Origin of the sequence: Arthrobacter sp. NicSoilB4, from assembly GCF_019977335.1 — a bacterium.
Taxonomy (GTDB): domain Bacteria; phylum Actinomycetota; class Actinomycetes; order Actinomycetales; family Micrococcaceae; genus Arthrobacter.
Window position 1 is genome coordinate 146,025 of the sequence record NZ_AP024653.1, and the last position, 23,646, is coordinate 169,670.

At 68.5% G+C, this 23,646-nt stretch carries 22 protein-coding genes; 16 read left to right on the forward strand and 6 right to left on the reverse strand.

Annotation, left to right across the window (positions count from 1 at the left end; all coding sequences use genetic code 11):
• Window positions 1-103: 103 nt before the first annotated feature.
• Window positions 104-2,557: a phosphoketolase family protein gene (locus LDO13_RS00715; RefSeq protein WP_224048190.1), complete on the forward strand. Its 2,454-nt coding sequence runs from the start codon at window positions 104-106 to the stop codon at window positions 2,555-2,557.
• 16 nt (window positions 2,558-2,573) lie between these two features.
• On the opposite strand, the gene LDO13_RS00720 is transcribed toward LDO13_RS00715, so the two are convergent.
• The 3 genes from LDO13_RS00720 to LDO13_RS00730 all read right to left on the reverse strand — a co-directional run bounded on the left by LDO13_RS00720 (window position 2,574) and on the right by LDO13_RS00730 (window position 5,347).
• Entirely contained in the window at window positions 2,574-3,335 is a 762-nt protein-coding gene (locus LDO13_RS00720; RefSeq protein WP_224048191.1) for a DUF429 domain-containing protein, read from the reverse strand.
• A 52-nt stretch (window positions 3,336-3,387) separates the two neighbouring features.
• Complete coding sequence (locus LDO13_RS00725) at window positions 3,388-4,713, reverse strand: carboxylesterase family protein (RefSeq protein ID WP_224048192.1); 1,326 nt, start codon at window positions 4,711-4,713, stop codon at window positions 3,388-3,390.
• A gap of 145 nt (window positions 4,714-4,858) precedes the next feature.
• Window positions 4,859-5,347, reverse strand: coding sequence for an inorganic diphosphatase (locus LDO13_RS00730; protein WP_066432436.1), 489 nt, complete (start codon window positions 5,345-5,347; stop codon window positions 4,859-4,861).
• 153 nt (window positions 5,348-5,500) lie between these two features.
• Here LDO13_RS00730 and dacB point away from each other — a divergent pair, with 153 nt between their 5' ends.
• The 15 genes from dacB to LDO13_RS00805 all read left to right on the forward strand — a co-directional run bounded on the left by dacB (window position 5,501) and on the right by LDO13_RS00805 (window position 21,023).
• Window positions 5,501-7,006, forward strand: coding sequence for a D-alanyl-D-alanine carboxypeptidase/D-alanyl-D-alanine-endopeptidase (gene dacB, locus LDO13_RS00735; protein WP_224048193.1), 1,506 nt, complete (start codon window positions 5,501-5,503; stop codon window positions 7,004-7,006).
• 225 nt (window positions 7,007-7,231) lie between these two features.
• On the forward strand, window positions 7,232-8,350 hold the full coding sequence (locus LDO13_RS00740; protein ID WP_224048194.1) for a zinc-dependent metalloprotease: 1,119 nt from the start codon (window positions 7,232-7,234) through the stop codon (window positions 8,348-8,350).
• Between the two features lie 95 nt (window positions 8,351-8,445).
• Complete coding sequence (gene tilS / locus LDO13_RS00745; protein ID WP_224049849.1) at window positions 8,446-9,483, forward strand: tRNA lysidine(34) synthetase TilS; 1,038 nt, start codon at window positions 8,446-8,448, stop codon at window positions 9,481-9,483.
• Window positions 9,484-9,512: 29 nt separating this feature from the next.
• Complete coding sequence (hpt, locus tag LDO13_RS00750) at window positions 9,513-10,064, forward strand: hypoxanthine phosphoribosyltransferase (RefSeq protein WP_069950289.1); 552 nt, start codon at window positions 9,513-9,515, stop codon at window positions 10,062-10,064.
• A gap of 212 nt (window positions 10,065-10,276) precedes the next feature.
• Window positions 10,277-12,343 carry an ATP-dependent zinc metalloprotease FtsH gene (ftsH, locus tag LDO13_RS00755; RefSeq protein ID WP_224048195.1) on the forward strand — a complete coding sequence of 689 codons (2,067 nt, stop codon included), beginning with the start codon at window positions 10,277-10,279 and terminating at the stop codon, window positions 12,341-12,343.
• 90 nt (window positions 12,344-12,433) lie between these two features.
• The gene (folE, locus tag LDO13_RS00760) at window positions 12,434-12,994 is read left to right on the forward strand and encodes a GTP cyclohydrolase I FolE (protein WP_224049850.1); all 561 of its coding nucleotides are present in this window, start codon (window positions 12,434-12,436) and stop codon (window positions 12,992-12,994) included.
• Window positions 12,995-13,006: 12 nt separating this feature from the next.
• A complete protein-coding gene (gene folP, locus LDO13_RS00765) occupies window positions 13,007-13,939 on the forward strand; it encodes a dihydropteroate synthase (RefSeq protein ID WP_224048196.1) in 933 nt (310 codons plus the stop codon).
• Window positions 13,940-13,954: 15 nt separating this feature from the next.
• On the forward strand, window positions 13,955-14,323 hold the full coding sequence (folB, locus tag LDO13_RS00770) for a dihydroneopterin aldolase (RefSeq protein ID WP_224048197.1): 369 nt from the start codon (window positions 13,955-13,957) through the stop codon (window positions 14,321-14,323).
• A complete protein-coding gene (gene folK / locus LDO13_RS00775) occupies window positions 14,320-14,847 on the forward strand; it encodes a 2-amino-4-hydroxy-6-hydroxymethyldihydropteridine diphosphokinase (protein WP_224048198.1) in 528 nt (175 codons plus the stop codon). Before folB ends, folK begins: the two co-directional genes overlap by 4 nt.
• A complete protein-coding gene (locus LDO13_RS00780) occupies window positions 14,847-15,368 on the forward strand; it encodes a DUF3180 domain-containing protein (RefSeq protein ID WP_224048199.1) in 522 nt (173 codons plus the stop codon). Before folK ends, LDO13_RS00780 begins: the two co-directional genes overlap by 1 nt.
• Window positions 15,349-15,861: a PH domain-containing protein gene (locus LDO13_RS00785; protein ID WP_224048200.1), complete on the forward strand. Its 513-nt coding sequence runs from the start codon at window positions 15,349-15,351 to the stop codon at window positions 15,859-15,861. The genes LDO13_RS00780 and LDO13_RS00785 overlap by 20 nt, the downstream gene beginning before the upstream one ends.
• A gap of 95 nt (window positions 15,862-15,956) precedes the next feature.
• A complete protein-coding gene (locus LDO13_RS00790; protein WP_224048201.1) occupies window positions 15,957-17,555 on the forward strand; it encodes a PH domain-containing protein in 1,599 nt (532 codons plus the stop codon).
• Window positions 17,548-18,456, forward strand: coding sequence for a DUF2520 domain-containing protein (locus LDO13_RS00795; protein ID WP_224048202.1), 909 nt, complete (start codon window positions 17,548-17,550; stop codon window positions 18,454-18,456). Before LDO13_RS00790 ends, LDO13_RS00795 begins: the two co-directional genes overlap by 8 nt.
• Window positions 18,457-18,470: 14 nt before the next feature.
• On the forward strand, window positions 18,471-19,370 hold the full coding sequence (gene panC, locus LDO13_RS00800; protein ID WP_224048203.1) for a pantoate--beta-alanine ligase: 900 nt from the start codon (window positions 18,471-18,473) through the stop codon (window positions 19,368-19,370).
• Window positions 19,371-19,520: 150 nt separating this feature from the next.
• Window positions 19,521-21,023, forward strand: a complete 1,503-nt coding sequence (locus LDO13_RS00805; protein WP_224048204.1) for a DHA2 family efflux MFS transporter permease subunit — start codon at window positions 19,521-19,523, stop codon at window positions 21,021-21,023.
• 94 nt (window positions 21,024-21,117) lie between these two features.
• On the opposite strand, the gene LDO13_RS00810 is transcribed toward LDO13_RS00805, so the two are convergent.
• The 3 genes from LDO13_RS00810 to LDO13_RS00820 form a co-directional block, all read right to left on the reverse strand.
• The gene (locus LDO13_RS00810; RefSeq protein ID WP_224048205.1) at window positions 21,118-21,951 is read right to left on the reverse strand and encodes an alpha/beta hydrolase; all 834 of its coding nucleotides are present in this window, start codon (window positions 21,949-21,951) and stop codon (window positions 21,118-21,120) included.
• Window positions 21,952-22,013: 62 nt separating this feature from the next.
• Window positions 22,014-22,640 (reverse strand): thymidine kinase, encoded by a 627-nt coding sequence (locus LDO13_RS00815; RefSeq protein WP_224048206.1) that lies wholly within the window; start codon window positions 22,638-22,640, stop codon window positions 22,014-22,016.
• Window positions 22,641-22,687: 47 nt separating this feature from the next.
• Window positions 22,688-23,614 carry an alpha/beta hydrolase gene (locus tag LDO13_RS00820; protein WP_224048207.1) on the reverse strand — a complete coding sequence of 309 codons (927 nt, stop codon included), beginning with the start codon at window positions 23,612-23,614 and terminating at the stop codon, window positions 22,688-22,690.
• Between the last annotated feature and the right edge of the window lie 32 nt (window positions 23,615-23,646).

The window sequence follows — 23,646 nt, forward strand, 5'->3', positions numbered from 1 at the left end:
AACCACAGAATCGAATGGCCCGCTTGCGGCTTGGAAGCCGGAAGCGGACGTTGTTTTCTGAGTACTGCGCCACCGACGGCGGCCGAGTGAAACGAGGACTGCAATGAAACGTGACGCGAGTAGTGGCCGGCCCGGTGACGCGGAACTGGAGCTTGTGGACCGGTGGTGGCGGGCCGCAAACTACCTGTCCGTCGGGCAGATCTATCTTCGATCCAACCCGTTGCTGCGGGAACCGTTGAGCGCCGGCAACACCAAGTCCCGGCTTCTGGGCCACTGGGGCACCACTCCTGGGCTGAACTTCGTCTACGCCCACCTGAACCGGGTCATCCGGCGCGACAGCCAGAGCATGCTGTTCATTGCCGGCCCGGGACACGGCGGTCCCGCCGTGGTGGCGAACGCCTGGCTCGAAGGCACGTACTCCGAGATCTACAGCAACGTCGGCGACGACGAACAGGGCATGGCTGAGCTCTTCCGGCAGTTCTCCTACCCCGGCGGCATCCCCAGCCACGCCGCCCCGGAAACCCCCGGCTCCATCAGCGAGGGTGGAGAGCTCGGCTATTCCCTGGCGCACGCCTACGGCTCCGTGTTCGACAACCCGGAACTGATCACCGCCGTCGTGATCGGAGACGGTGAGGCCGAAACCGGCCCCCTGGCGGCGAGTTGGCATTCCCACAACTGCCTGGATCCGGTGCATGACGGCGCGGTGCTGCCCATCCTGCATCTGAACGGCTTCAAGATCGCCAATCCCACCATCCTGGCCCGCATGCCCGAAGCCCAGCTGGAGCAGCTGCTACGCGGTTACGGCCACGAGCCGCACTTTGTGACAGTTGGCGATCCGGACGACACGTTGGCCGCGCACAGGGACTTCGCCGCCGTACTGGACGACTGCCTTACCGAGATCCGGGACATCCAGTCGGCCCGCCGGAGCGGCAGGGCCGAACCCGGAGGCGGAACAGCCGGCGGCGGAGGAACCGCCCAGGGCGACGGGTCGGCCGACGCGCCGGCAGCGCGCTGGCCCGTGATCGTGCTGCGCTCGCCGAAGGGCTGGACCGGGCCCAAGATGGTCGACGGGCTGCAGGTGGAAGGAACGTGGCGGAGCCACCAGGTACCGCTGTCCGAAGTGCGCACGAATGCGGAGCACCTGGCACAGCTGGGGGAATGGCTCGAATCCTACCGGCCCGGCGAACTCTTCGACGCCGCCGGGCGCCTCCGGCCGGACGTCGCGGCAAATGCTCCTGCGGGCGGATTCCGGATGAGCGCCACCCCGTACGCGAACGGCGGCGTGCTGCTGCGGGACCTCAAACTGCCCAGGTACGAGGACCACGCTGTCCCGGTGCCCCAGCCGGGAGTGGAGCGGGTCAGCGCCATGATCACGCTGGGGTCCTGGCTTCGCGACGTGATCGGCCAGAACCCCGAGACGTTCCGGCTGTTCGGTCCGGACGAGACGGCCTCCAACCGCCTGCAGGACGTCTACGAGGTCACGGACAAAGTGTGGCAATACCGGATCGAGGAAGTCGACGAGCACCTTGCCCGCGCCGGTCGGGTCATGGAACTCCTTAGCGAACACCTGTGCCAGGGCTGGCTGGAGGGCTACCTGCTGACCGGACGGCACGGTGTCTTCAGCTGTTATGAGGCCTTTATCCACATTGTCGACTCGATGTTCAACCAGCATGCCAAGTGGCTCAAGGTACACCGCGAACTTGCCTGGCGCCGACCGGTTGCCTCGCTCAACTACCTGCTGCCCTCACATGTGTGGCAGCAGGACCACAACGGCTTTTCGCACCAGGATCCTGGTTTCATCGACCACGCCGTAAACAAAAAGGCCGAAATCATCCGGGTGTACCTGCCGCCGGACGCGAACACCTTGCTGTCTGTCATGGAACATTGCCTCGACTCGCGGGACTACGTCAACATCGTGGTCAGCGGCAAGCAGCCCTCGCCGACCTGGCTGGGACCCGCCGACGCCGCGCACCACTGCCAGCGCGGCCTGGGAATCTGGGCGTTCGCCGGGTCAGAAGTCCCCGGCGAGGAGCCCGACGTCGTGCTGGCCTGTGCCGGGGACGTGCCCACCGTGGAAACGGTCGCCGCCGCGGAACTGCTGAAGGCCGGGGCTCCCGGGCTGAAGATCCGCGTGGTCAACGTGGTCGATCTGATGCGGCTCCAGGACTCGAGCGAGCACCCGCACGGCCTGACGTCCCGGGACTTCGACGGAATCTTCACAGCGGACAAGCCCATCATCTTCGCCTACCACGGCTATCCGTCACTGATCCACCGGCTGGCGTACCGGCGGACGAACCAGGAGGGGCTGCACGTCCGCGGGTACAAGGAGGAAGGCACCACAACGACGGCGTTCGACATGGCCATGCTCAACGGGATTGACCGCTTCCAGCTCGCCATCGACGCGATCGACCGGGTGCCGGGCCTGGCGGAGAAGCACTCGTTGCTGCGGCAGGCGCTGCAGGACAGCAGGATCCGGGCGCACAACCAGACCCGGGACCACGGCGAGGACTCGAAGGAAATCAGCGGCTGGACCCTGGGCCCGGGGCAACCCACGTAGCAGGGTGGCCGGCCCGCTACGGTTGGACGCCGCTGAGCCCGCCAAGCCCGCCGGCGGGCAGGTGGATCCAGCCCTCGGTCCGGGCGGCCCTGGCCTGGGTGTCATCCGGGCGGATGGTGGCGCCGAGGGCCACGGCCCGGGCGGTGAGGGAGGCGATGAGCGCGTCGAACATGTCGTCGGAGCCTGCCAGGTGTTCCTCGTGTCCGGCCAGGTCCAGCCAGGGTGCTGCCTGCTGCAGCCCGGCCAGCAGCTCGCTCAGCCGTTGGGTTTCCGCGCCGCCGCGTCCCTTGTAGCCCCGGGCGGGCAAGCCCCAGGACTTCAGGGACGCCGCCGGGTAGACCTCGGCCAGCCGGCCGCTGCCGTCCCTGGCCTGGGGGCCGTGTTCCGCGGCGATTTTGGCCTGGATGACGGCGCAGCGCATCGCCGGGTGCGCCAGCCGGTCGGCGGACACACTGAGCGGGATCAGCCCGGTCCGGGCGGTAACGAAGCGGTCCGTGTCCCGGTAGGCCAGCAGCCGGCGGCCTGCGATTCCGTCATGGTCCAGCACCGGTTGCGGCTCGAAGGCAAGGTGGCCGGCAATGAACGGCAGGAAGGCGTCCGGCCAGCCCACGGGGCAGTCGATCCCCGTCATGTCGCTCAATCCGAAGAGCCGCACAATCTCGCCGTCACCGACGTCGAGGGCCAGGTGCGCCAGGCGGGCGCCGCCGTCGCTCCATTCGAGGACGGCGGCCGCAGTCTTCCTGGTGGCCGCGGCGAGGTCCACGCCGAGGGTCTTCACCGCGGGCCCGGGGGCAGAACGGACAGGCGCATGGAATCAGCCGTCTTCCGGCTCAGACCGCGTGATACCGCAGGGCGCCGGGCAGTCCGCCGCGGCTGTCCAGGCCGTCCCCGGCGGCAAAACGTGCCCAGAGGGCGCGGAGGTCCCGGCCCTGGGCGTTGATTTCCTCCCATGACGCCCCGGCAAGCAGCCCCGCTCCCGCCCAGGTCTGCTTGTTGCCGAACAGCAGCGGCAGGTCGACGGTGTGCGCGGCACCGTAGACGTTTCCCGGCGCAGCCCAGCTCAGCACGTAGCTGTAGGCCGAGCCGCCCGCCTGGGCGTGCCGTCGGGCGAACTTCCGGGCGGACCTGCCGTAGACCGCCTCTGTCACGGCCCAGTTGACGGCCCGCACGGAGGCTGCACCGAGTACGGGGATCCTGGCCAGGCGGTTGAGGGCCCGGTTGCGAGGCAAGAACAGCCGGGCTTCGTCGGAGGTGTGGCCGATCAGGACCTCGATCCCGGGGGCCGTGGCGTTCCAGGCTGCCTCAATGCCGGATTCCGGCGGCAGGGGGGCGTGCCCGTACTGGGTGCCGAACGGCATGGCCGCGATCAGACCGAACTTCCGGGCGACCTGCGACACGTGCCCTTCGATCGCCACGACGTCCATCGCCGGGGTGTCTTCGGAGACGGTTTCGGCAGCGATGCCCATGGCGGTGCTCATCTTTTCCCGGCCCCTGGTAATGCCCAGCGGTGCGCTCTGGATGATGGCACGCTGGAAGAGGGCGGGGGCTTCCGGTGTTGCCATGAGGTGGGCGACGGCGTCGCCCCCGGCGGACTGCCCGAAGGCCGTGACCCGTCCCGGATCGCCGCCGAAGGCCCCGATATTGCGCTGAACCCAGCGGAACGCCTCGAGCTGGTCCAGCAGGCCGAGGTTCGCGGGCCGGCCCGTTCCGGTGGCCAGGTAGCCGAACAGGCCCAGGCGATACGTCACCGAAACAACGATGACCCGGTTTTCCGCGACGAGGGCCCTGGGATCGAAGATGGCAAGGTCACCCGAGCCGGAGGTGTACGAGCCGCCGTGGAGCCACACCATCACCGGGACCCGCTCATCCGCGGCGAGGCCGGCCGGCATGGTGATCGAGAGCCGCTGGCAGTCCTCACTGCCGGGAAGCTCCCCGTAACGGGTGCCGAGGATGTCGTCCAGGAACGGTACGGGACCCTGCGGGCACGCCGGGGAAAGGGACGTGGCCGCGAGTGCTTCGGTCCAGTCCGGTGCACTCACCGGGGGCTGGAACCGTCCCGCGGTGGCGTAGGGGATCCCGGTGGCGCGTACCACTTCACCGTCCTGCCACCCGGTGACCGGACCGCAGGGGGGACTAAAGGAAGGCTCGGCGTTCATCAGACAACGATTTCACACATTCCTGACCCGCCACTGACAACTGCCGCCGCGGCTCAGCAGCACCTTAAACAGCAAGGCGGGGTCACTTACGGCCCATATCCGTCGGCCGGATGGGCTGTAAGTGACCCCGCGTTGCTTACTAACGCTAGTGCGTGTGGGGAACGTAACGCTTGATGGATGCCTCGAGCTCGGCCTCGGCGGCGGCGCGGTCGCCCCAGCCCTCAGCCTTGACCCACTTGCCCGGCTCCAGGTCCTTGTAACGGGTGAAGAAGTGCTCGATTTCCTTGATCAGGAATTCGCTGACGTCGCTGATCTCGTTGATGTGATCGAAGCGGGCGTCGGCCGGCACGCAGAGCACCTTGGCGTCGCCGCCGCCGTCGTCGGTCATGTTGAACACGCCGATGGGGCGGGACTCAACGATGACGCCGGGGTGCAGGTCGAAGTCCTGCAGCAGCACCAGGGCGTCCAGCGGATCGCCGTCTTCACCAAGGGTGTTCTCGAAAAAACCGTAGTGCGTGGGGTACTGCATGGAGGTGAACAGGACGCGGTCCAGGCGGACGCGGCCCGTTTCGTGGTCGACTTCGTACTTGACGCGTGATCCCTTGGGGATCTCGATGGTCACGTCATGCTTCATGGACTGCTCCTAGACGAATTCAGGGGGTTCGCGGCACCCGTGACATCTCCAAAAAGCAGTGCCGGTGCCGCCGACTACTATTGAGGATATAGCGAGAGGCCCAGGTTTCAGGAACTAGTGGGGACATTTCAGGACTAAAGGACCAGCAGCAGCATGAAACGCAGAACGATCCGGGCAGGCATGGCCCCGGTGTCCGGGCCGCTGCGGCGGATCCTCCCGCTGCTGCTTCAGACCCTGCTGGTCGCGGCACTGGTCCTCCCCGCGGGCTTCGCCGTCGCGCCGGCCTTCCTCGGCCCCCAGGCCCCCGCAGGTGCGACACAGCCAGCCCCGGCCTGGCACCAGGTCCCCGGCGCGCTGGCCGCCGGCGCCGGCACGACGGACGGGATCGAACCGCTCGCTGCCGGGGCCCCCGTCCCGGAACCCGGCTCCCTCGCCGCCCAACTCAACGAAACCCTCAAGGCCGACGGCGCCGGAAGCTTCAGCGGCGTGGTGCAGGACGCCGCCACCGGGGAGGTCCTCTTCGACCGGGCCGGCGACGCACTCCGCGTTCCCGCCTCCAACATGAAGCTCCTCACGGCCGCCGCGGCCCTGCGTACACTCGGCCCGGAACGGCGTTTCAGCACCAGGGCCGTGGCAGGCGCCGCCCCCGGGTCTGTCGTGCTGACGGGCGGCGGCGACGTGCTCCTCGGCGCGGGCGAATCAGTCCCGGGTGCGGTGATGGGGCGTGCCGGGCTCGCCAGCCTGGCGCAGGCGACTGTCCGGGCCCTGCAGGACGACGGCGTCTCCGTCCCCCTGACCGTGCTGCTGGACGACTCGCTGTTCAGCGGCCCCGCGCTGAACCCGGCCTGGAGCCCGGAGGACGTTGCCGCCGGCGAGGTGGCCCCGCTGTTCCCGCTGGCTCTCAACTCGGCCCGCTTCGAGCCGGCCAAGACCACCGGTCCGCGCCCCCAGGACGCCGCGATGAGCGCCGCCGAGGCGTTCTCCGCCCAGCTCGCCGCCGCTGCCGCCGCGGCCGGGATGACGGTGACACCCGGCGTCGCGCGGGTTCCCGCCGGAACGGATGGCGACGGCGGTACGGACACTGGCGCCGCCAGGGTCCTGGCCGAGGTCCAGTCCGCCACCGTGGGCGAGCAGGTGGACCTGCTCCTGCGCACGTCGGACAACTACCTCACCGAGGCGGTCGGCCGTATGGCTGCGCTCGCGACCGGGAAGCCGGGCAGCAACGAGGGCGCGGTCGCGGCTGTGCTGCAGCAGCTCGAACAACTGCAGATCCCCGCCGGCACGCTGCGCGCCGCAGACGTCTCCGGACTGGCGCTGGCCAACCAGGTCTCCGCCCGCCAGCTCTCTGAAGTGGTCCGGGCCATCACGTCGGGTGCGGACACGCGGCTGCGGGCAGGGCTGGCCGGGTTCCCCGTCGCCGGGCTCACCGGAACCTTGGGCGACCGCTACATGGATGCGGCCACGGCCCGCGGCGCGGGACTGGTCCGGGCCAAGACCGGAACGCTGAATACGGTGATCGCGCTGAGCGGGTACGTGGTGGACGCCGACGGCCGGCTCCTGGTGTTCTCCTTCATCGGCAACGGCCTGACACCCGGGGCGGCGAACAAGGCCGCGTTGGACCGCACGGCCTCCGTCCTTGCCGGCTGCGGCTGCCGCTGAGGGGCCCGGGGCCGGCGTCGACCCTTCGGTTGCTCCGCAGCCGCCCCTATGGGCCGCCAAAACGGCGGTTGGGCCCACGCCGGCAGGGTTCCCTGGCCGAGCTTGCGAGGCGAGGGGGCCGGTGGGGAGCAGCGGATGGCCTGGACGACGGCGATGAGCCCTCCGGCGTTCGCCGCCCGACGAATTTAAGGCGGATTGTCGGGCCGCTGTGATCTGATGGGACCTATGGAGTCCTCTGCCCGCGAGACATCAGCCCAAGCCCAAGCCCTCATCAACTGGGAGCTCGCCGCTTCCACCGCCGCCCGCCTCGCGCCTGCCGGACCCACCCTGGGGTCGGCCGAGATCGGCGCCGCCGTCGAAAATTTGCGGCTCATGGCGGACATCTCCGTGCCGCACGTCCATGACATCACCGGACTGGAAGCCGCCCGCGACCTGCGTGATTCCTCGGTCCTCGTGGTGGACCGCGCCTCCTGGTCCAAGGCCAACACGCAGAGCTTCGCCGTCATGCTCCAGCCCGCGATGGAAAAGATGCTCGAGGGCCGCCGCGGCACCCTGAACCCCGGCGCGGCCAGCGTCAGCGGCGCCATCACCGGCAGCCAGCTCGGCGCCATCCTTGCCTTCCTCTCGAGCAAGGTGCTGGGCCAATACGATCCTTTCTCCGCGCTCGCCGAAAACTCCACGGCCCCTGCCGCCGGACGCCTGCTCCTCGTGGCGCCGAACATCATCTCCGTCGAGCGTGAAATCAACGTCGAACCCGAAGATTTCCGGCTCTGGGTCTGCCTCCACGAACAGACCCACCGCGTGCAGTTTGCCGCCGCGCCCTGGCTGCGGCACTACATGCTGGACGAGATCGAAAACCTCAGCGGCCAGTTGCTCGGCAACGTCGACTCCCTGATGGAGCGGGCCTCCGCTGCCGCGAAATCACTCAAGGACCGCACCGCGTCCGGAACCGCCCCCAGCCGTGGCGCCATCCTCGACCTGCTGCAAAACCCCGAGGAAAAGGCCGCGATCTCCCGCCTGACCGCCCTGATGAGCCTGCTCGAAGGCCACGCCAACGTGGTGATGGACGCGGTGGACTCCAGCATCGTGCCGTCTGTGAAGACCATCCGGCAGCGTTTCAACTCCCGGGCCACGGACCGCGGCGTGATCGAAAAGTTCATCCGCAACCTGCTCGGCCTGGACGCCAAGATGCGGCAGTACAGCGACGGCGCAAAGTTTGTCCGCGAAGTGGTGGACGTTGCTGGCATGGAGGGTTTCAACAAGGTCTGGGAGTCCGCGGACCACCTGCCGAGCGAGGCCGAAATCCACGATTCCAGGCTGTGGCTCGAACGGATGGGGCACTAGTTCCCGTGGCATCCGGCCCCGTTTCCAGCGGACACGTTTCCAGCGGCCGGCGCCGTCCGGGCCGGCTCGCGCCCGTCGTCGGCACCGCGCGGAAAATGCTGCAGGATGCCTTGGCTGCTGCAGGCTATCCGGAACGGGTCCTCGTCGCCTGCAGCGGCGGGCCTGACTCCCTGGCCCTCGCCGCCGTCGCCGCCTACTTCGCCCGCCGGGGGCATGTGGACGGCCACCCCGTCTCGGTGGGCGCCGTCGTGGTGGACCACCAGCTGCAGCCCGGTTCCGCCGACGTCGCCGCAGCCACCGCGGTGGCGTTGCAGGAACTCGGGCTCTCGCCCGTGCAGATCAGGACCGTCGACGTCGCCTCCACCGGCATGGGTCCCGAGGCGGCGGCCCGGGACGCCCGCCACGCCGCCCTCGAAGCAGCAGCCGACGAGACCGGCGCCGTGAAAATCCTGCTCGGCCACACCCTCGACGACCAGGCCGAACAGGTCCTGCTGGGACTCGCCCGCGGCTCCGGAACGCGTTCCCTGGCGGGGATGCGGCCCGCGCGGGACCGCCTGCTGCGGCCGTTCCTGGGGCTGCGCCGCGCGGACACCGTGGCGATCTGCGAGGTGGAGGGCCTCGACCCCTGGCACGATCCGAGCAACGCCGATCCGTCGTTTGCGAGGTCCCGGACCCGGGTGGAGGTGCTGCCGCTGCTGGAGGAGAAACTGGGCCCGGGGGTGGCCGAATCGCTCGCGCGGACTGCCGCCATCCTGCAGCTTGACGCCGACTACCTCGAAGACGTGGCGGAAGACACCTACCTCCGGCTCCGGGAACAGTCCGGGGACACCATCAGCCTCCCGGAGGAGGCCCTGCGCGAACTGGCGCCGGCCGTAAGGTTCCGCGTCATCGCGAAAGCCGCGGCCGCCGTCGGGGGCCAGCAGCCCAGCTACCAGCGCCTGCTTGCCGCGGAAGCACTGCTCCGGCGGCAGGGATCGGCCGGTCCCGTGGAGCTCCCAGGCGGGGTCAGCGTGTACCGGCTCTCGCTCGCGCAGCTCCTCGCCGAGGGGCAGCCCGGCCCCGGCGGTGTTCCCCGCGAAGCGGCCCGCTGTGGGAAGCTTGTATTCCGGCCTCAAAAACCGCCCAAAATATAGTCGCCCCCGCATCTACACAGGAGTTATTGGTGGATTCAAACGACGTCCAGGCAGACCTCAAGCACGTTCTGTACTCCAAGGAGCAGATCCAGTCACGGATCACCGAACTCGCTGCCCAGATCGACAAGGACTACGAAGGCCGCGATCTGCTGATCGTCGGCGTGCTCAAGGGCGCCGTGATGGTCATGGCCGACCTCGCCCGCGCCCTTCACAGCCACGTTTCAATGGACTGGATGGCCGTCTCGTCCTACGGTTCCGGCACCCAGTCTTCCGGCGTGGTCCGGATCCTCAAGGACCTCGACACGGACCTCATGGGCAAGGATGTGCTGATCGTGGAGGACATCATCGACTCCGGCCTGACCCTGTCCTGGCTCAAGACCAACCTGGAGTCACGCGGCACGGCGTCGGTGGAAATCTGCACCGCATTCCGCAAGCCCACGGCCGCGAAGGTCCAGATCGACGTCAAGTACGTCGGCTACGACATCCCCAACGAGTTTGTTGTCGGCTACGGCCTGGACTACGCCGAGAAGTACCGCAACCTGGACTTCGTCGGCACCCTCGCTCCGCACGTCTACGAGTAGCAGACTGCCGCTACGTCCGGCAGGACAGGGCCGGGGCAGGACCGGCCAGCGGCCGGTCCTGCCCCGGCCCGCTACGCCCTCAGGGAACTTTTGGGCTACACCGTGCGTGACTCACTGCGACGGTGTATAGCTAGAAACTGATGCAGCACCACACGCGCGCAGATCGGTCGCCGTGCAGCACTACCAGGAGGGACGGGGTCTGCCCCGAACAGATGAAAGCTAAGAGTTTCTTCAAGGGCCCGGGCATCTGGATCGTCGTTGTCATCGGCATGCTCCTGCTGGCCTTTGCCACCCTCTCCCCGGGCGGCTCGACCCGGATCGACACCGACAAGGGTCTCGCGCTGCTGACCGATGGCGGCAAGGTCGAACAGGCCAAGATCTTCGACGCGGAAAACCGGGTGGACCTGGTCCTGAAGGAGAACCTGCAGGTCGACGGCCAGGACAAGGGCAAGAACATCCAGTTCTACTACGTCAACGCCCGCGCCGACGATGTGGTCAAGGCTGTCACCGACTCCCGGCCCCCGAGCGGCTACACCGACCAGCCGGTCGAGAGCAACTGGTTCGCCGGACTGTTCTCCCTCCTGATCCCGGTCCTCCTCCTCGGCGTCCTGTTCTGGTTCCTGCTCTCCCGCATGCAGGGCGGCGGCTCCAAGGTCATGCAGTTCGGCAAGTCCAAGGCCAAAATGGTCAACAAGGACATGCCCCAAGTCACCTTCAGCGACGTCGCCGGAGCCGACGAGGCCGTTGAGGAACTCGAAGAAATCAAGGAATTCCTCCAGGAACCGGCCAAGTTCCAGGCCGTCGGAGCCAAGATCCCCAAGGGCGTGCTGCTCTACGGCCCTCCCGGCACCGGCAAGACCCTCCTGGCCCGCGCCGTCGCCGGCGAGGCCGGCGTCCCCTTCTTCTCCATCTCCGGTTCCGACTTCGTGGAAATGTTCGTCGGCGTCGGCGCATCCCGCGTCCGCGACCTGTTCGAGCAGGCCAAGGCCAACTCGCCGGCCATCATCTTCGTGGACGAGATCGACGCCGTCGGCCGCCACCGCGGCGCCGGCATCGGCGGCGGCAACGACGAACGCGAGCAGACCCTCAACCAGCTGCTGGTCGAAATGGACGGCTTCGACGTCAAGACGAACGTCATCCTGATCGCCGCCACGAACCGCCCTGACGTCCTCGACCCGGCGCTGCTGCGTCCGGGCCGCTTCGACCGCCAGATCTCCGTCGAGGCCCCGGACCTGATCGGCCGCGACCAGATCCTCAAGGTCCACGCCAAGGGCAAGCCGATGGCTCCCGACGTCGACCTGAAGGCTGTCGCCAAGAAGACCCCCGGCTACACCGGCGCGGACCTCGCAAACGTCCTCAACGAGGCCGCCCTGCTGACCGCGCGCTCCAACGCCAACCTGATCGACGACCGCGCACTCGACGAAGCCATTGACCGTGTGATGGCCGGCCCGCAGAAGCGCAGCCGCGTCATGAAGGAACACGAACGCAAAGTCACCGCCTACCACGAAGGCGGGCACGCCCTGGTGGCCGCGGCGCTGCGGAACTCGGCTCCGGTCACCAAGATCACCATCCTGCCCCGCGGCCGTGCCCTGGGCTACACGATGGTGGTCCCGGAAAACGACAAATACTCCATCACCCGCAACGAACTGCTCGACCAGATGGCCTACGCCATGGGTGGCCGCGTCGCCGAGGAACTCGTCTTCCACGACCCGTCCACCGGCGCGTCCAACGACATCGAAAAGGCCACGGGGATCGCCCGCAAGATGGTCACCGAGTTCGGCATGAGCGAGCGGGTGGGTGCGGTGCGGCTCGGCCAGGGCGGCGGCGAGCCCTTCCTGGGCCGCGACGCCGGCCACGAGCGCAACTACTCCGACCAGATCGCCTACATCGTCGACGAGGAAGTGCGCCGGCTGATCGAGGGCGCCCACGACGAGGCCTACGCCATCCTGACCGAGAACCGCGATGTCCTCGATGAGCTGGCCCTCGAACTGCTGGAACGCGAAACGCTGAACCAGGCCGAAATCGCACAGGTCTTCACCAGCATCCGTAAGCGTGATTTCCGCGAGATCTGGCTCTCCAAGGAGACCCGACCGATCCAGGAAATCGGTCCGGTGGAATCCCGCATGGAGAGAGCCGAACGCGAAGCCCAGGAAGAAGCCAAGGAAGCCCGCCTCGAGGAACCGCTGGACGCCCTGCCGCCGCACGCCCAGGGCGTTGTCGGGCAGGATTCGTTCCAGGGCGGTGTAACGGATCTCGGGCCTGACGGCCATCCCGGCTAGGCTTCTTTCGTGACTTCTTTCTTCAATGACGACGACGACGCTCCCGCCACCGATGATTTGGCGGCGGGAGGGTCCGTTCCCGGCATCACCGTGGACCAGACCCGGATCCAGGCGGCTGTCCGCGAGATCCTGCTGGCCATCGGCGAAGACCCGGACCGAAGCGGCCTCCTGGACACCCCGAAGCGGGTCGCCAAGGCGTACACCGAAATGTTCGCCGGGCTCCACCACGACCCGGCTGAAATCCTGGCCACCCAATTCGACCTGGACCACGAAGAGCTCGTCCTGGTCAAGGACATTCCGTTCTACTCAACCTGTGAGCACCACCTCGTGCCGTTCCACGGGGTCGCCCACGTGGGATACATTCCCTCGCATGACGGGAAAGTCACCGGGCTGAGCAAACTCGCGCGGCTGGTGGACATGTTCGCCCGCCGGCCCCAGGTCCAGGAACGCCTGACCACCCAGATCGTCGAAGCCCTCGTCACCCACCTCAAGCCGCGCGGGGCCATTGTCGTCGTCGAATGCGAACACCTCTGCATGTCGATGCGCGGCATCCGCAAGCCCGGCGCCAAGACCGTCACCAGCGCGGTACGCGGGCAACTCCATGACCCGGCCACCCGTGCCGAAGCCATGAGCCTCATTATCGGAAGGTAAGAACACAGAACAATGGATTCCCTCGCAGCAGCCCCCGGAACCGGACCCGCGACCTCGCCCCTGCCCGTACTGCGCAAGTCGCGCCCGGCAGCGCAATTCAAGGATCTCCCGACGGACCGGACGCTCGTGATGGGAATCCTGAACGTCACCCCGGATTCCTTCAGCGACGGCGGCAAGCACGCCACCGCGGACACGGCCATCGCGGCCGGCCTGCGGATGTTCTACGGCGGAGCGGACATCATCGACGTCGGGGGCGAATCCACCCGCCCGGGAGCGGCCGAGGTCGGCGCCGAGGAAGAACAGCGGCGGGTGCTGCCCGTGATCCAGGCGCTGGTGAAGGCAGGTGCCCTGGTCAGTATCGACACCACGCACGCCGCCACGGCTGCGGCGGCGCTCGACGCCGGGGCCGCGATCATCAACGATGTGTCCGGACTTAGCATGGAGCCGGAAATGGCCGAACTCGTGGCACGCAGCAAGGCCCCGTACGTCCTCACCCACCGCCGCGGCAACGCCAGCACGATGGACTCCCTGGCTGAATACGGGAACGTGGCGGATGAAGTTGCGGCCGAGCTGGCCGGTGTCCGCGACAAGCTGTACGCGGCCGGCGTCGCCCCGGAGCAAATCATCCTGGACCCGGGACTTGGCTTCTCGAAGAACGAGGAGCAGAACTGGGAACTCCTCCAGCGCCTGGACGTCCTGCAGGCCATGGGCCACAAAGTCCTGGTGGCGGCCTCCCGCAAGCGCTTCCTCGGCAGCCTCCTGACCGTGGCCGGCAAGGCCGCCCCGCCGGCCGAACGCGACGCCGCCACGGCCGCCGTGACCGCCATCAGCGCCTACCGGGGCGCCTGGGCTGTCCGCGTGCATGACGTCGGGCCCAGCCTCGACGCCGTCAAAACCGCAGCACGCATGGCTCCGCCCCTGCCGGCTGCCCCCGGCCACGGCTGAACCGACAGACCAGCCATGGATCAGATCACGCTGAGCGGCGTCACCGCCGTCGGCCATCACGGAGTGTTTGATTTCGAGCGGCGCAACGGCCAGCCGTTCGTCGTCGATGCCGTACTGCACCTGGACTTCAGCCGCGCCGCCGCCTCCGACGACGTCCTGGACACCGCCCACTACGGTGAAGTGGCAGAGTGCATCCGGGGCTGGATCACGGGGGATCCGCTAAACCTGATCGAGGCGCTGGCCGTGCGGATCGCCGAGGACGTGCTGCGGAAGTTCCCCGTCGCCGCGGTGGACGTCACCGTGCACAAACCCAAGGCTCCGATCGAAGTCGAGTTCGGCGATGTCTCCGTCAGTGTCCGGCGGACCCGGCAGGAGCAGCCATGAACTACACCCGGGCCGTCCTCGCGCTCGGCAGCAACCTGGGGGCGCGGAGCGACACGCTCTCGGCGGCGGTCGCGGACATCGTCGACCCGCCCGAGGTACGGCTCCTGGCGATTTCGCCGATCGTCCAGACGAAAGCCGTCGGCGGACCTTCCGGCCAGCCGGACTTCCTCAACATGGTGATCGCGGTGGAGACAACCCTGACACCCCTTGAACTGCTGCAGCACTGCCACGCAGTGGAACAAAAGCACCTCCGCGTCCGCGAAGTGCACTGGGGCCCGCGCACGCTCGATGTCGACATCATCACCTACGGGGACCTGGTCAGCTCCGACCCGGACCTGACCCTGCCGCACCCCCGCGCGGCCCAGCGGGCCTTCGTGTTGTATCCGTGGTCGCTCATAGACCCGGCGGCCGAGCTCGATGGCGAACGCGTGGGCGAACTGGCAGCCAAAGCAGCGGATTTTGCCGACCTCGTGCCGTTCGACGGGTTCGAAAACCTCCACGGCGTGGCCGGGGTGGTGGAGTGATGAAGCTGACCAACCCCCTGACCCTGCTTGTCATCGGTTCTGCGGTGGGGGTCCTCGGCTGGCTCGCCGCCGTGCTGACCACCCGCTACGGCCTGAACACCCCTGTGCTGCCCCTCACCGGCCTCATCACGATGGCTGTGATCGTTGTGCTCACCCTCGTGCTGGGCATCAGGGTGCGCCGCTGGCGCAACGGCAACAAGAAGAAAATGCTCAACCCCATCCTGGCTGCCTGGACACTGGTCCTCGCCCAGGCCTGCGCCTACACCGGCAGCGTGCTGCTGGGCTGGCATGCCGGGATCTTCGTTGACCAGCTGCGGCTCTGGAACCTGCGCAGCGACCAGACACTCGCCTGGCAGGCCCTGATCATGGCCGGCGGCGGCCTGGCCATGATCGTGGTCGGCCTGATGGTGGAACGGTTCTGTCGGATACCCCCAGAGGACGGCGAGGGCGAGTCGGCCCCGGGTCTGCAGGAAAAGCGCAAGCCCAAGTCGGAAGGCGAATATGCGTACCGAGGCGATTGACCCTCCGGGCATCACGTGGCTGCGCGTCTCACCGAAGTACGTCACGGTACGCCTCGCAGGCTGGGCGCTTGGCAACCTCATCGTGGTGGGGCTGCTGTGCGTTCCCCTCATCCTTGTCCTCAACGGCTTTTGGCAGTCGTTCCCGCTCTGGCTGGCCGTTGCCATCCCTGCGGTGATGCTGTTCGTGGCACTGTGGCGGCTCCTGCTCATTCCCCGCCAGGTGCGGTCCATCGGCTACGCCGAACGCGAGGATGACCTTCTCATCCGCCGCGGCATCTTCTTCCAGCGCACCCTCGTGGTCCCTTACGGCCGCATGCAGTACGTGGACATCGGCGCCGGACCGGTGGAACGCGGGCTCGGGCTGTGCACGCTGAAACTGCACACCGCCTCCGCCGGCACCAACGCGGAAATCCCAGGCCTGCCCGCCGCGGAAGGGGCGCGGCTCCGGGAGCAGCTCTCCGCCCGTGGCGAAGCCCGGCTGGCCGGGCTGTGACGGTTCGCCGTGCAGGCCACGCAGTGAAAACCACAGCAGTGAAGGAACAGCAGTGAAGGCACAGCAGTGAAGGCCCCCGCCGTGATGGGGGCACCGTGAAGCCGGGTGCCGCCCCGGCGGCCCCCGCCGGGGCCCAAGCGGGAACCCCGGACGGCGCGTGGCTGCGTGTGCACCCGGCCTCACCCTTTGTGCGCGGCTGGGTGGCGCTGGCCGCCATAGGATTCTTCTTCTTCCGAGACACCTTCGAGCGGATGCTCCGGGGCGGGCCGTTGATCGACCAACAGCTCGCCGGCCGGGCGCCGTGGCTGCTGCTCGGCGGCGGTGTGCTGTTGCTGCTCACCGTCCTCGGTTACATCCTGAGCTGGTACTTCACCCGCTACCAGGTGGCGGAAGGCTACGTCCGGCTGAACACGGGCTTCCTCTTCAAACAGCAGCGGCAGGCCCGGCTGGACCGCGTCCAGGCGATCGACATCGTGCAGCCCCTGCTGGCCCGGATCTTCGGGCTGGCCGAGCTGAAGTTCGAGGTGGCCGACGCCGGGGAGTCCGCGGTGCGGCTCGCCTACCTCCGCATGGACGAGGCACGGCAGCTTCGCGCCGCGATCCTGGCCCGCGCTGCCGGTGTGGTGCCGGACCCTGCGCACCCCGGGGAGGCCGCCGCAGAGGCGCCCGAGCACACGGTCCTGACCGTCCCGCCGCGGCGCCTCATCGGATCCCTGGTCCTGAGCGAGCAGAGCGTGTTCATTGTGGTCGGCGGTGTGGTTTCCGTGGCGCTTTCCGCCCTGACCGAGAACCGCAGCTTCTACCTCTTCCTGATCCCGGCCGCGCTGGGCATGGCAGCCGCGTACTGGAACGCCATCAACCGGGGCTACAACTTCACCGCAGCCATTTCCCCGGACGGAATCCGGCTGCGCTACGGGCTGCTGGACACACAGGCGCAGACCCTGCCGCCGGGCCGGATCCAGGCGCTGCGGGTCAGCCAGCCGCCCCTCTGGCGGATCTTCGGCTGGTACCGGATCCAAGTCAATGTGGCCGGCTACGGTGCGGCCGGAGTCGACGGCGAGAGCTCATCGCGGACCACGCTGCTTCCGGTGGGGAAGTTCCCCGACGTGCTCACCATGCTCTCCCTCGTCCTGCCCGACCCGGGCACACCGGACCCGGTGGGGACCTTCAGGGCCGGCATCACCGGCATCGCAGGCCCGGACGAGACCAGGGGGAGTGCGGGGGAGCCCGGAGCGGACGACGCCGGCTTCGTCACCACCCCGCGGCGCGCCCGGCTGCTCGCGCCCCTGGGCTGGCGCCGCAACGGCTTCACCGCCACCGACACGGCCCTGCTGATCCGCTCGGGCCGCTGGTGGCGGCACCTCGTTGTGGTCCCGCACCAACGCACCCAATCCATGGCGCTGGAGCAAGGCCCCCTGGCGCGGCGATTCCGCGTAGCGGACCTTGTCCTGCACACGACGGCCGGGCCGGTGTCCCCGCGGCTCATCCAGGCCGGCCTCGACGAGGGGCGCGCGCTGCTGGACGCGCAGGCGGCCCGCGCCCGGGCCGCGCGCAAACGGCAGACCAGCGAGCACTGGCTGGACCAGGTCCGGGCGCTCTCGGCTGAACCGTTCCAATCCGGCGATCCCTCCCGGACCGCAGAACTTTCCCCCACGGCAGAACCCAACAGGCAGGACGACCGGCAGCATGGTTAAACCAGGACGACTCGGCATCGGAATCGTCGGCGCCGGCAAGGTCGGCGCCGTCCTGGGCGCCGCGTTGCGCGGCGCGGAGCACGCCATCATCGGTGTCTCCGCGGTCTCGGACGCCAGCCGCGAACGCGCGGAAACCCTGCTCCCCGGTGTCCCGGTGCTGGACGTGCAGGACATCGTCGAACGCGCCGAACTGGTGCTGCTGGCCGTTCCCGACGACGCGCTCGGCCCGCTGGTCGAGGGTCTGGCGAAGCTGGGCGCCTGGCAGCCCGGCCAGCTCGTGGCACACACCTCCGGACGTTTCGGCGTCGGGATCCTGCATCCCGTCCGCGCCGTCGGTGCCGTCCCGCTGGCGCTGCACCCCGCGATGACGTTCACCGGGATGAGCCTGGACCTCACCCGGCTGCTGGACTGCACCTTTGGCGTCACGGCGGATGCTGCAATGCTGCCCATCGCACAGGCCCTTGTCGTGGAGATGGGGGCGGAGCCCGTCGCCATCGCGGAAGCCGACCGCACGCTCTACCATGCCGCCCTCGCCCACGGCTCGAACCACCTCGTCACCCTCGTGGCGCAGGCCTCGGAGTTGCTCCGGGAGGTCGGCGTCGATGCCCCTGAACGGATGCTTGGCCCGCTGCTGCGCGCGACCCTGGAAAACGCCCTCGCCTCGGGCGAATCGGCACTGACCGGGCCGGTGGCCCGCGGCGATGCGGGCACCGTGGCAGCACACGCCGAGTCCCTGCGGGAGCACGACGGCGGCTCCGGCGGCGATATTCTGGAGGCGTACCTGGCCATGGCCCGGGCGACCGCCCGCCGGGCAGGACGCCGCGGGCTGCTGAAGCCGGAGCAACTCGACGCCATCGCGCAGGCGCTCGAGGGCCCCGGCCACGACGGCCGGCAACCCTAAGGAAGGTCCATAACTTGGCGATCCAACTCGTGACCACGGCTGCCCGGCTCCGCACGGAAAGCGCCCGGCTGCTCAAGGCGAAGGGCGGCACCTCGCAGGGCCTGGTGCCCACCATGGGGGCGCTGCACGAGGGCCACGCCGAGCTGGCGCGCACCGCCGTCGAGGAGAACGATGTGGTGGTGGTGAGTATTTTCGTGAACCCGCTGCAGTTCGGCGAGGCCGTGGACCTTGAACGGTACCCCCGGACCCTGGACGCGGATCTGGCGCTCCTGGACGCCGCGGGCGTGGACCTGGTGTTCGCTCCGGACGTGGACGAGGTCTATCCCGGCGGGGAACCCCTGGTCCGGATCAGCGCGGGCCCGATGGCCGGGAAGTGGGAGGGCGCCTCCCGCCCCGGGCATTTCGACGGCGCCCTGACCGTGGTGGCCAAACTGCTGCACTACGGAATGCCCGGCGCGGCAGCCGGGGCCGAATTGCCTGCCTACCGGGCGTATTTCGGCCAGAAGGACGCCCAGCAGCTGGCCCTGGTCCAGCGCATGGTGGCCGACCTGAACTTCCCCGTGGAGATCATCCCGGTGCCGATTGTGCGCTCCGCGGACGGGCTGGCACTGTCCAGCCGCAACCGCTTCCTCTCCGCCGAGGAACGCGAGGCGGCGCTGGTGCTCTCGCGGGCCCTCCGGCTCATCGAGGAGCGGGCCAACGCCCACCAGCCGCTGGACCTTGAGTCGGTGCAGGCGCTCGTGGAGTCCCAGCCGCTCGTGGACCTGGACTATCTCGACGTCGTGGACCCCCGCACCCTCGAACCTCTCGCGGAGAACTGCCGGGACACACCGTTCCGCGGCGAGGGCCTGGCGCTCATTGCAGCCAAGGTGGGCCCGGTCCGGCTGATCGACAACGTCCCGCTGGACTCCTGAGCAGCCCTGCCAGCCCTGCCGCCACGTCCAATTTCGGCCGCTGGAAATTTTCTCCAGCGTCGGGAATTACCGCGGCGAATCCCGGGTTAGCACCTTCAGTAGCGGCTTTGGCCGCAGAATCCCACTTCAAGACTCCCTGAGGGAACCCCTATGTCTACAGACGTCTCTTCAAAGACCCCCGGCGATCCCGTGGAGACCACGCCGGCCGCGCAGCCCCGGGTTGCCGGCGGGGCTGCCGAACTCCCGGCGAAGATGTCCCGGGAATCGGTCACCGTCATCGCCACCCTGCTGGTGGCCACGTTTGTGGTGATCCTGAACGAAACGATCATGAACGTCGCCCTGCAGCGGCTGATGGTGGATCTGGGGGTCACCGCCCCGACCGTGCAGTGGCTGTCCACCGGTTTTATGCTCACGATGGCCGTTGTGATCCCGACGACCGGTTTCATCCTGCAGCGGCTCACCACCCGTGCCGTCTTTATGCTGGCCATGGGCCTGTTCTCCGGCGGCACGCTGCTCGCGGCGCTGGCTCCGGGATTCGAAATCCTCCTGCTCGCCCGGATCATCCAGGCCGGCGGCACCGCGATCATGCTGCCCCTGCTGATGACCACCATCCTCACCCTGGTCCCTGTGACACGCCGCGGCTTCGTGATGGGCAACGTCAGCATCGCCATCTCCGTGGCCCCGGCCATGGGCCCCACCGCTTCCGGACTGATCCTCGAGCACTTCTCCTGGCGCTTTATGTTCGTCTTTGTGCTCCCGATCGCCCTGGCGGCTTTTGCCATCGGCGCCCGGTTCCTGACCAACATTGGTGAAAAAGAGAAGACCCGGCTCGATGTCCTGTCCGTGCTGCTCACCGTCCCGGCCTTCGGCGGGCTTGTCTACGGGCTCAGCCAGATCGGCGGAGGCGCGGGCGGCCCGGGCTCGCCCGCCATCATTGCCCTGGCCGTGGGCGTCATCGCCATGGTGGCGTTCGTCTTCCGGCAGCTGCGGCTGCAGAAGTCCGCGGCGCCGCTGCTGGACCTGCGGGCATTCACGTTCAGGATGTTCACGGTGTCGGTGCTGCTGCTCGTGGTGGCCATGATCGCCCTGTTCGGTGCAGTGATCCTCCTGCCGTTGTACCTGCAGGAGGTCCGCGGCCTGACGTCCCTCGAAACAGGGCTGACCCTGCTGCCCGGAGGCCTCGCGATGGGGCTGCTGGGACCGTTCATTGGCCGACTCTTCGACAAGGTCGGGCCGCTGCCGCTGACGGTCACCGGCTCCTCCCTGCTGGTGCTGGCCCTGTTCCAGTTCTCCCTGCTCGACGCCGGCACTCCGGTCGGGTGGATCATCGCGCTGCACGTGGGCCTCAGCCTGGGACTGGCCCTGATCTTCACGCCGGCCTTCACGACCGGACTGAACCCGCTGCCGCCGCACCTGTATTCCCACGGCTCGGCCATCATGAGCACCTTGCAGCAAGTCGCCGGGGCCGCCGGAACTGCGCTGCTCGTCTCGATCTACGCGGTGGTATCCGCCGGCTCAGGAATGGTCGCGGGCATGCATGCGGCGTTCCTCACGGCATCGGTCATCGCCGTGGCCGCCGTCGTGCTGGCCGCCATGATGCGCAAGACCGCCGCCGTCGATCACCCCGCAGCGGAACACGCCGCCGCCCACTGACGAGGTTAACCCAACGCGGGGTCACTTGTCGCCCATCCGGGTTCCGGAATGGGCGATAAGTGACCCCGCGTTGTTTGGTGCGGGCAGAGTGCGGTCAGCTGGCGAAGAACTCGCTGAGCGCGGTGATGAGCTTGTCCGGTGCCTTGTTGACGCCGTCGTGCCCCATGCCCGGCAGGATCGTGTAGCTGGAGCCGGAGAGCACCTCGTGGATCTGGGCGCAGGCCACACCGAAGTACGCCGGGCTCTTCTCCCCGACAATGATCAGGGTCTCCAGCGGCAGTTCCAGGAACGGCTCGGCCGGCATGTCCGCGGCGATGATGGCCTTGATCTCCCGGACACCGGTCTTCATCAGTTCGCGCATCTGCTTTCCGATCGGGGTGCCGGCGGCCAGTTTGTTCGCCAGCGTCAGCATGGACAGCGGCATCCGGGACAGTGCACTGCCCGTCTCGAGGCCCCGGAGCAGGACCGCGAGGGCGCGGTCGTCGTCGCCGGCCGCCGTCGCCTTCTCGTATTCGGTGGTCCAGTCTGCGGTGACGCTGTGGTTCACGGAGACCGCAGGGTCGTAGACGGCGAGGCGTTCCACCGGCAGGGTGCGGGCGGCGTGCAGTGCCACCGCTCCGCCGAAGCTGTGCCCGAAAACGTCCGTGCTGGAGGTGTGCTTCATCACCGCATCGAGGTCATGGATGTCCACATCGAGGGTGTAGTCCTCCGGCTGCGGCGACGAGGAGCCGCGGCCACGGCGGTTGAACGTGTGCACCGGGCGCCCCAGGGACGCGCTGAGCTTCTGCGCGAAGCGGGTGTAGTCGGAGGCGGTCACCATGGACGCCGGAACGACGACAACGCCGGAGCCCGCCGAAGCAAGCTCGGCACCCGTGCTGAATAGCTCGATCGTTCCACCGTCGGGGGTTCTGATGTTCTCGCGGGTCATGCTCCGAGCCTAGCGGAGGCCGCAGCTACGGCGTAGTAGGGGGTCGACGCGGCCGTGGACGGCTAGTTGCCCAGCCGCCCGCCGGAGACCTCCAGGTAGCAGGAGCCGCAGAGCGATTCGTACCAGACGTCCTGGCCGTCGATCGCGACCTGGTCGCCGTCGAAGACCACCGCGTCGCCTGCCCGGCGGGTGTTGAAGATGGCTTTGCGGCCGCAGCGGCAGATGGTTTTGAGTTCCTCAAGGGTGTGCGCGATCTCGAGCAGCCGCAGCGATCCCGGGAACGCCCGGGTGCGGAAGTCCGTGCGGATTCCGTAGGCCAGGACGGGAACGTTGTCCAGGACGGCGATCCGGAAGAGGTCGTCCACCTGGGCGGGTTCGAGGAACTGGGCCTCGTCCACCAGGAGGCATGCCACCGGCTGCGTGTCCACATGCTCCAGCAGCGCATGGGGGTCGTCTCCTTGGGCCTGGGCGGTGAACAACTCGCGGGCAGAGGCTCCGGCCGGGATCAGGAAGTCCACCGAACGGGTCATGCCCAGACGGGAGACGACGTCGGCGTCGCCCTTGGTGTCCACGTCCGGCTTGGCCAGCAGGACCCGCTGGCCGCGTTCCTCATAGTTGAAGGCTGCCTGCAGCAGGCCCGTTGACTTGCCGGAGTTCATCGCGCCGAAGCGGAAGTAGAGCTTGGCCAAGGGTGTCCTTTCGAAGGGGTCGCCCACCGATTGTAAGGGCGCGCCCCTCAGCGGCCCAGCCTGAACCGCCTCCTGCGCGACCGGAGCGGCTGCAGGCTCCCCTCCCCGGCCAGGAGGAACCGGGCAACCGCCCGGGGCAGCCGGATTCCGGGACGGAGCGGGCTTTCGTGGAGCTGGCCTGGCAGCACGGCGTACTTGATGGAAGGGACGGCGGCGGCGAGTTGCCGGCCCGTTTCGGTGAAGTAGTCCGGGCTCCACCCGCCGCTCAGCATCAGCGTCGGGGTGGTCACGGCCGCGAAGTCGTCCAGTTCGGCGTCGGCGTCCAGCACCGCCCTTATCTCCGCGACGGCGGTGGGCAGCAGTTCGCGCATCTCGGCGCCCATGCTGGTCCGTGCCGAGAGGATGCTGAGCATCCGCAGCGCGCCCAGCGGAAGCTTGGCGACGGGCCCGCCCACCTCAAGGCCCTGGACCATGTGCGCCCAGGCCTCGTCGAGCTGCCCGGCGGCGACCGAGCGCTCCAGCTCGGGCCGCCAACGCCGGGTGAGGTTCCCGGAGAGGGACACTGCCGCGTCATAGGTGACCATCCGGCGGATCGGCACCGTCCGTGCCGCCTCCAGGGCCACGAAACCGCCATAGCTGTGCGCCACGACGTCGTTCGACCCGGTCTCCCGCATTACCGCAGCCAGATCGCCGACCTCCGTGGCCGCCGAGTAGCCGGGCGGCTGCGGGGAGGACCCGGCCCGCCCGCGACGGTTGTAGCAGTGCACTTGGCGGCCCAGCAGGCGGCTGATGTTCCACGCGAACGGGCGGTACAGCGCGGCGGTGATCGAGGTGCCGTGCACGACGACGATGCCGGGGCCGGGCGGTGGCCCGGCAACGGGCGCTCCCGCCGGGGCCGTTCCGGCAGGCGGACGGAAGGAGAGCACCTCGAGATGGCCCTCGCCGTCGTCCGTGCTGATGGTCCGCGTCTCCACAGCCCTGAGTCTATTCCGCGGGGCCTGTTCCG

What these genes read in the sequence shown, in the direction of transcription:
- dacB (WP_224048193.1), top strand. Translation starts at nt 5,501, where the DNA reads ATGAAACGCAGAACGATCCGGGCAGGCATGGCCCCGGTGTCCGGGCCG.
- LDO13_RS00785 (WP_224048200.1), top strand. Translation starts at nt 15,349, where the DNA reads ATGCGTACCGAGGCGATTGACCCTCCGGGCATCACGTGGCTGCGCGTC.
- LDO13_RS00725 (WP_224048192.1), bottom strand. Translation starts at nt 4,713, where the DNA reads ATGAACGCCGAGCCTTCCTTTAGTCCCCCCTGCGGTCCGGTCACCGGG.
- folK (WP_224048198.1), top strand. Translation starts at nt 14,320, where the DNA reads ATGAACTACACCCGGGCCGTCCTCGCGCTCGGCAGCAACCTGGGGGCG.
- LDO13_RS00810 (WP_224048205.1), bottom strand. Translation starts at nt 21,951, where the DNA reads ATGACCCGCGAGAACATCAGAACCCCCGACGGTGGAACGATCGAGCTA.
- LDO13_RS00805 (WP_224048204.1), top strand. Translation starts at nt 19,521, where the DNA reads ATGTCTACAGACGTCTCTTCAAAGACCCCCGGCGATCCCGTGGAGACC.
- folP (WP_224048196.1), top strand. Translation starts at nt 13,007, where the DNA reads ATGGATTCCCTCGCAGCAGCCCCCGGAACCGGACCCGCGACCTCGCCC.
- folB (WP_224048197.1), top strand. Translation starts at nt 13,955, where the DNA reads ATGGATCAGATCACGCTGAGCGGCGTCACCGCCGTCGGCCATCACGGA.
- ftsH (WP_224048195.1), top strand. Translation starts at nt 10,277, where the DNA reads ATGAAAGCTAAGAGTTTCTTCAAGGGCCCGGGCATCTGGATCGTCGTT.
- LDO13_RS00740 (WP_224048194.1), top strand. Translation starts at nt 7,232, where the DNA reads ATGGAGTCCTCTGCCCGCGAGACATCAGCCCAAGCCCAAGCCCTCATC.
- LDO13_RS00780 (WP_224048199.1), top strand. Translation starts at nt 14,847, where the DNA reads ATGAAGCTGACCAACCCCCTGACCCTGCTTGTCATCGGTTCTGCGGTG.
- LDO13_RS00730 (WP_066432436.1), bottom strand. Translation starts at nt 5,347, where the DNA reads ATGAAGCATGACGTGACCATCGAGATCCCCAAGGGATCACGCGTCAAG.
- LDO13_RS00715 (WP_224048190.1), top strand. Translation starts at nt 104, where the DNA reads ATGAAACGTGACGCGAGTAGTGGCCGGCCCGGTGACGCGGAACTGGAG.
- tilS (WP_224049849.1), top strand. Translation starts at nt 8,446, where the DNA reads ATGCTGCAGGATGCCTTGGCTGCTGCAGGCTATCCGGAACGGGTCCTC.
- LDO13_RS00795 (WP_224048202.1), top strand. Translation starts at nt 17,548, where the DNA reads ATGGTTAAACCAGGACGACTCGGCATCGGAATCGTCGGCGCCGGCAAG.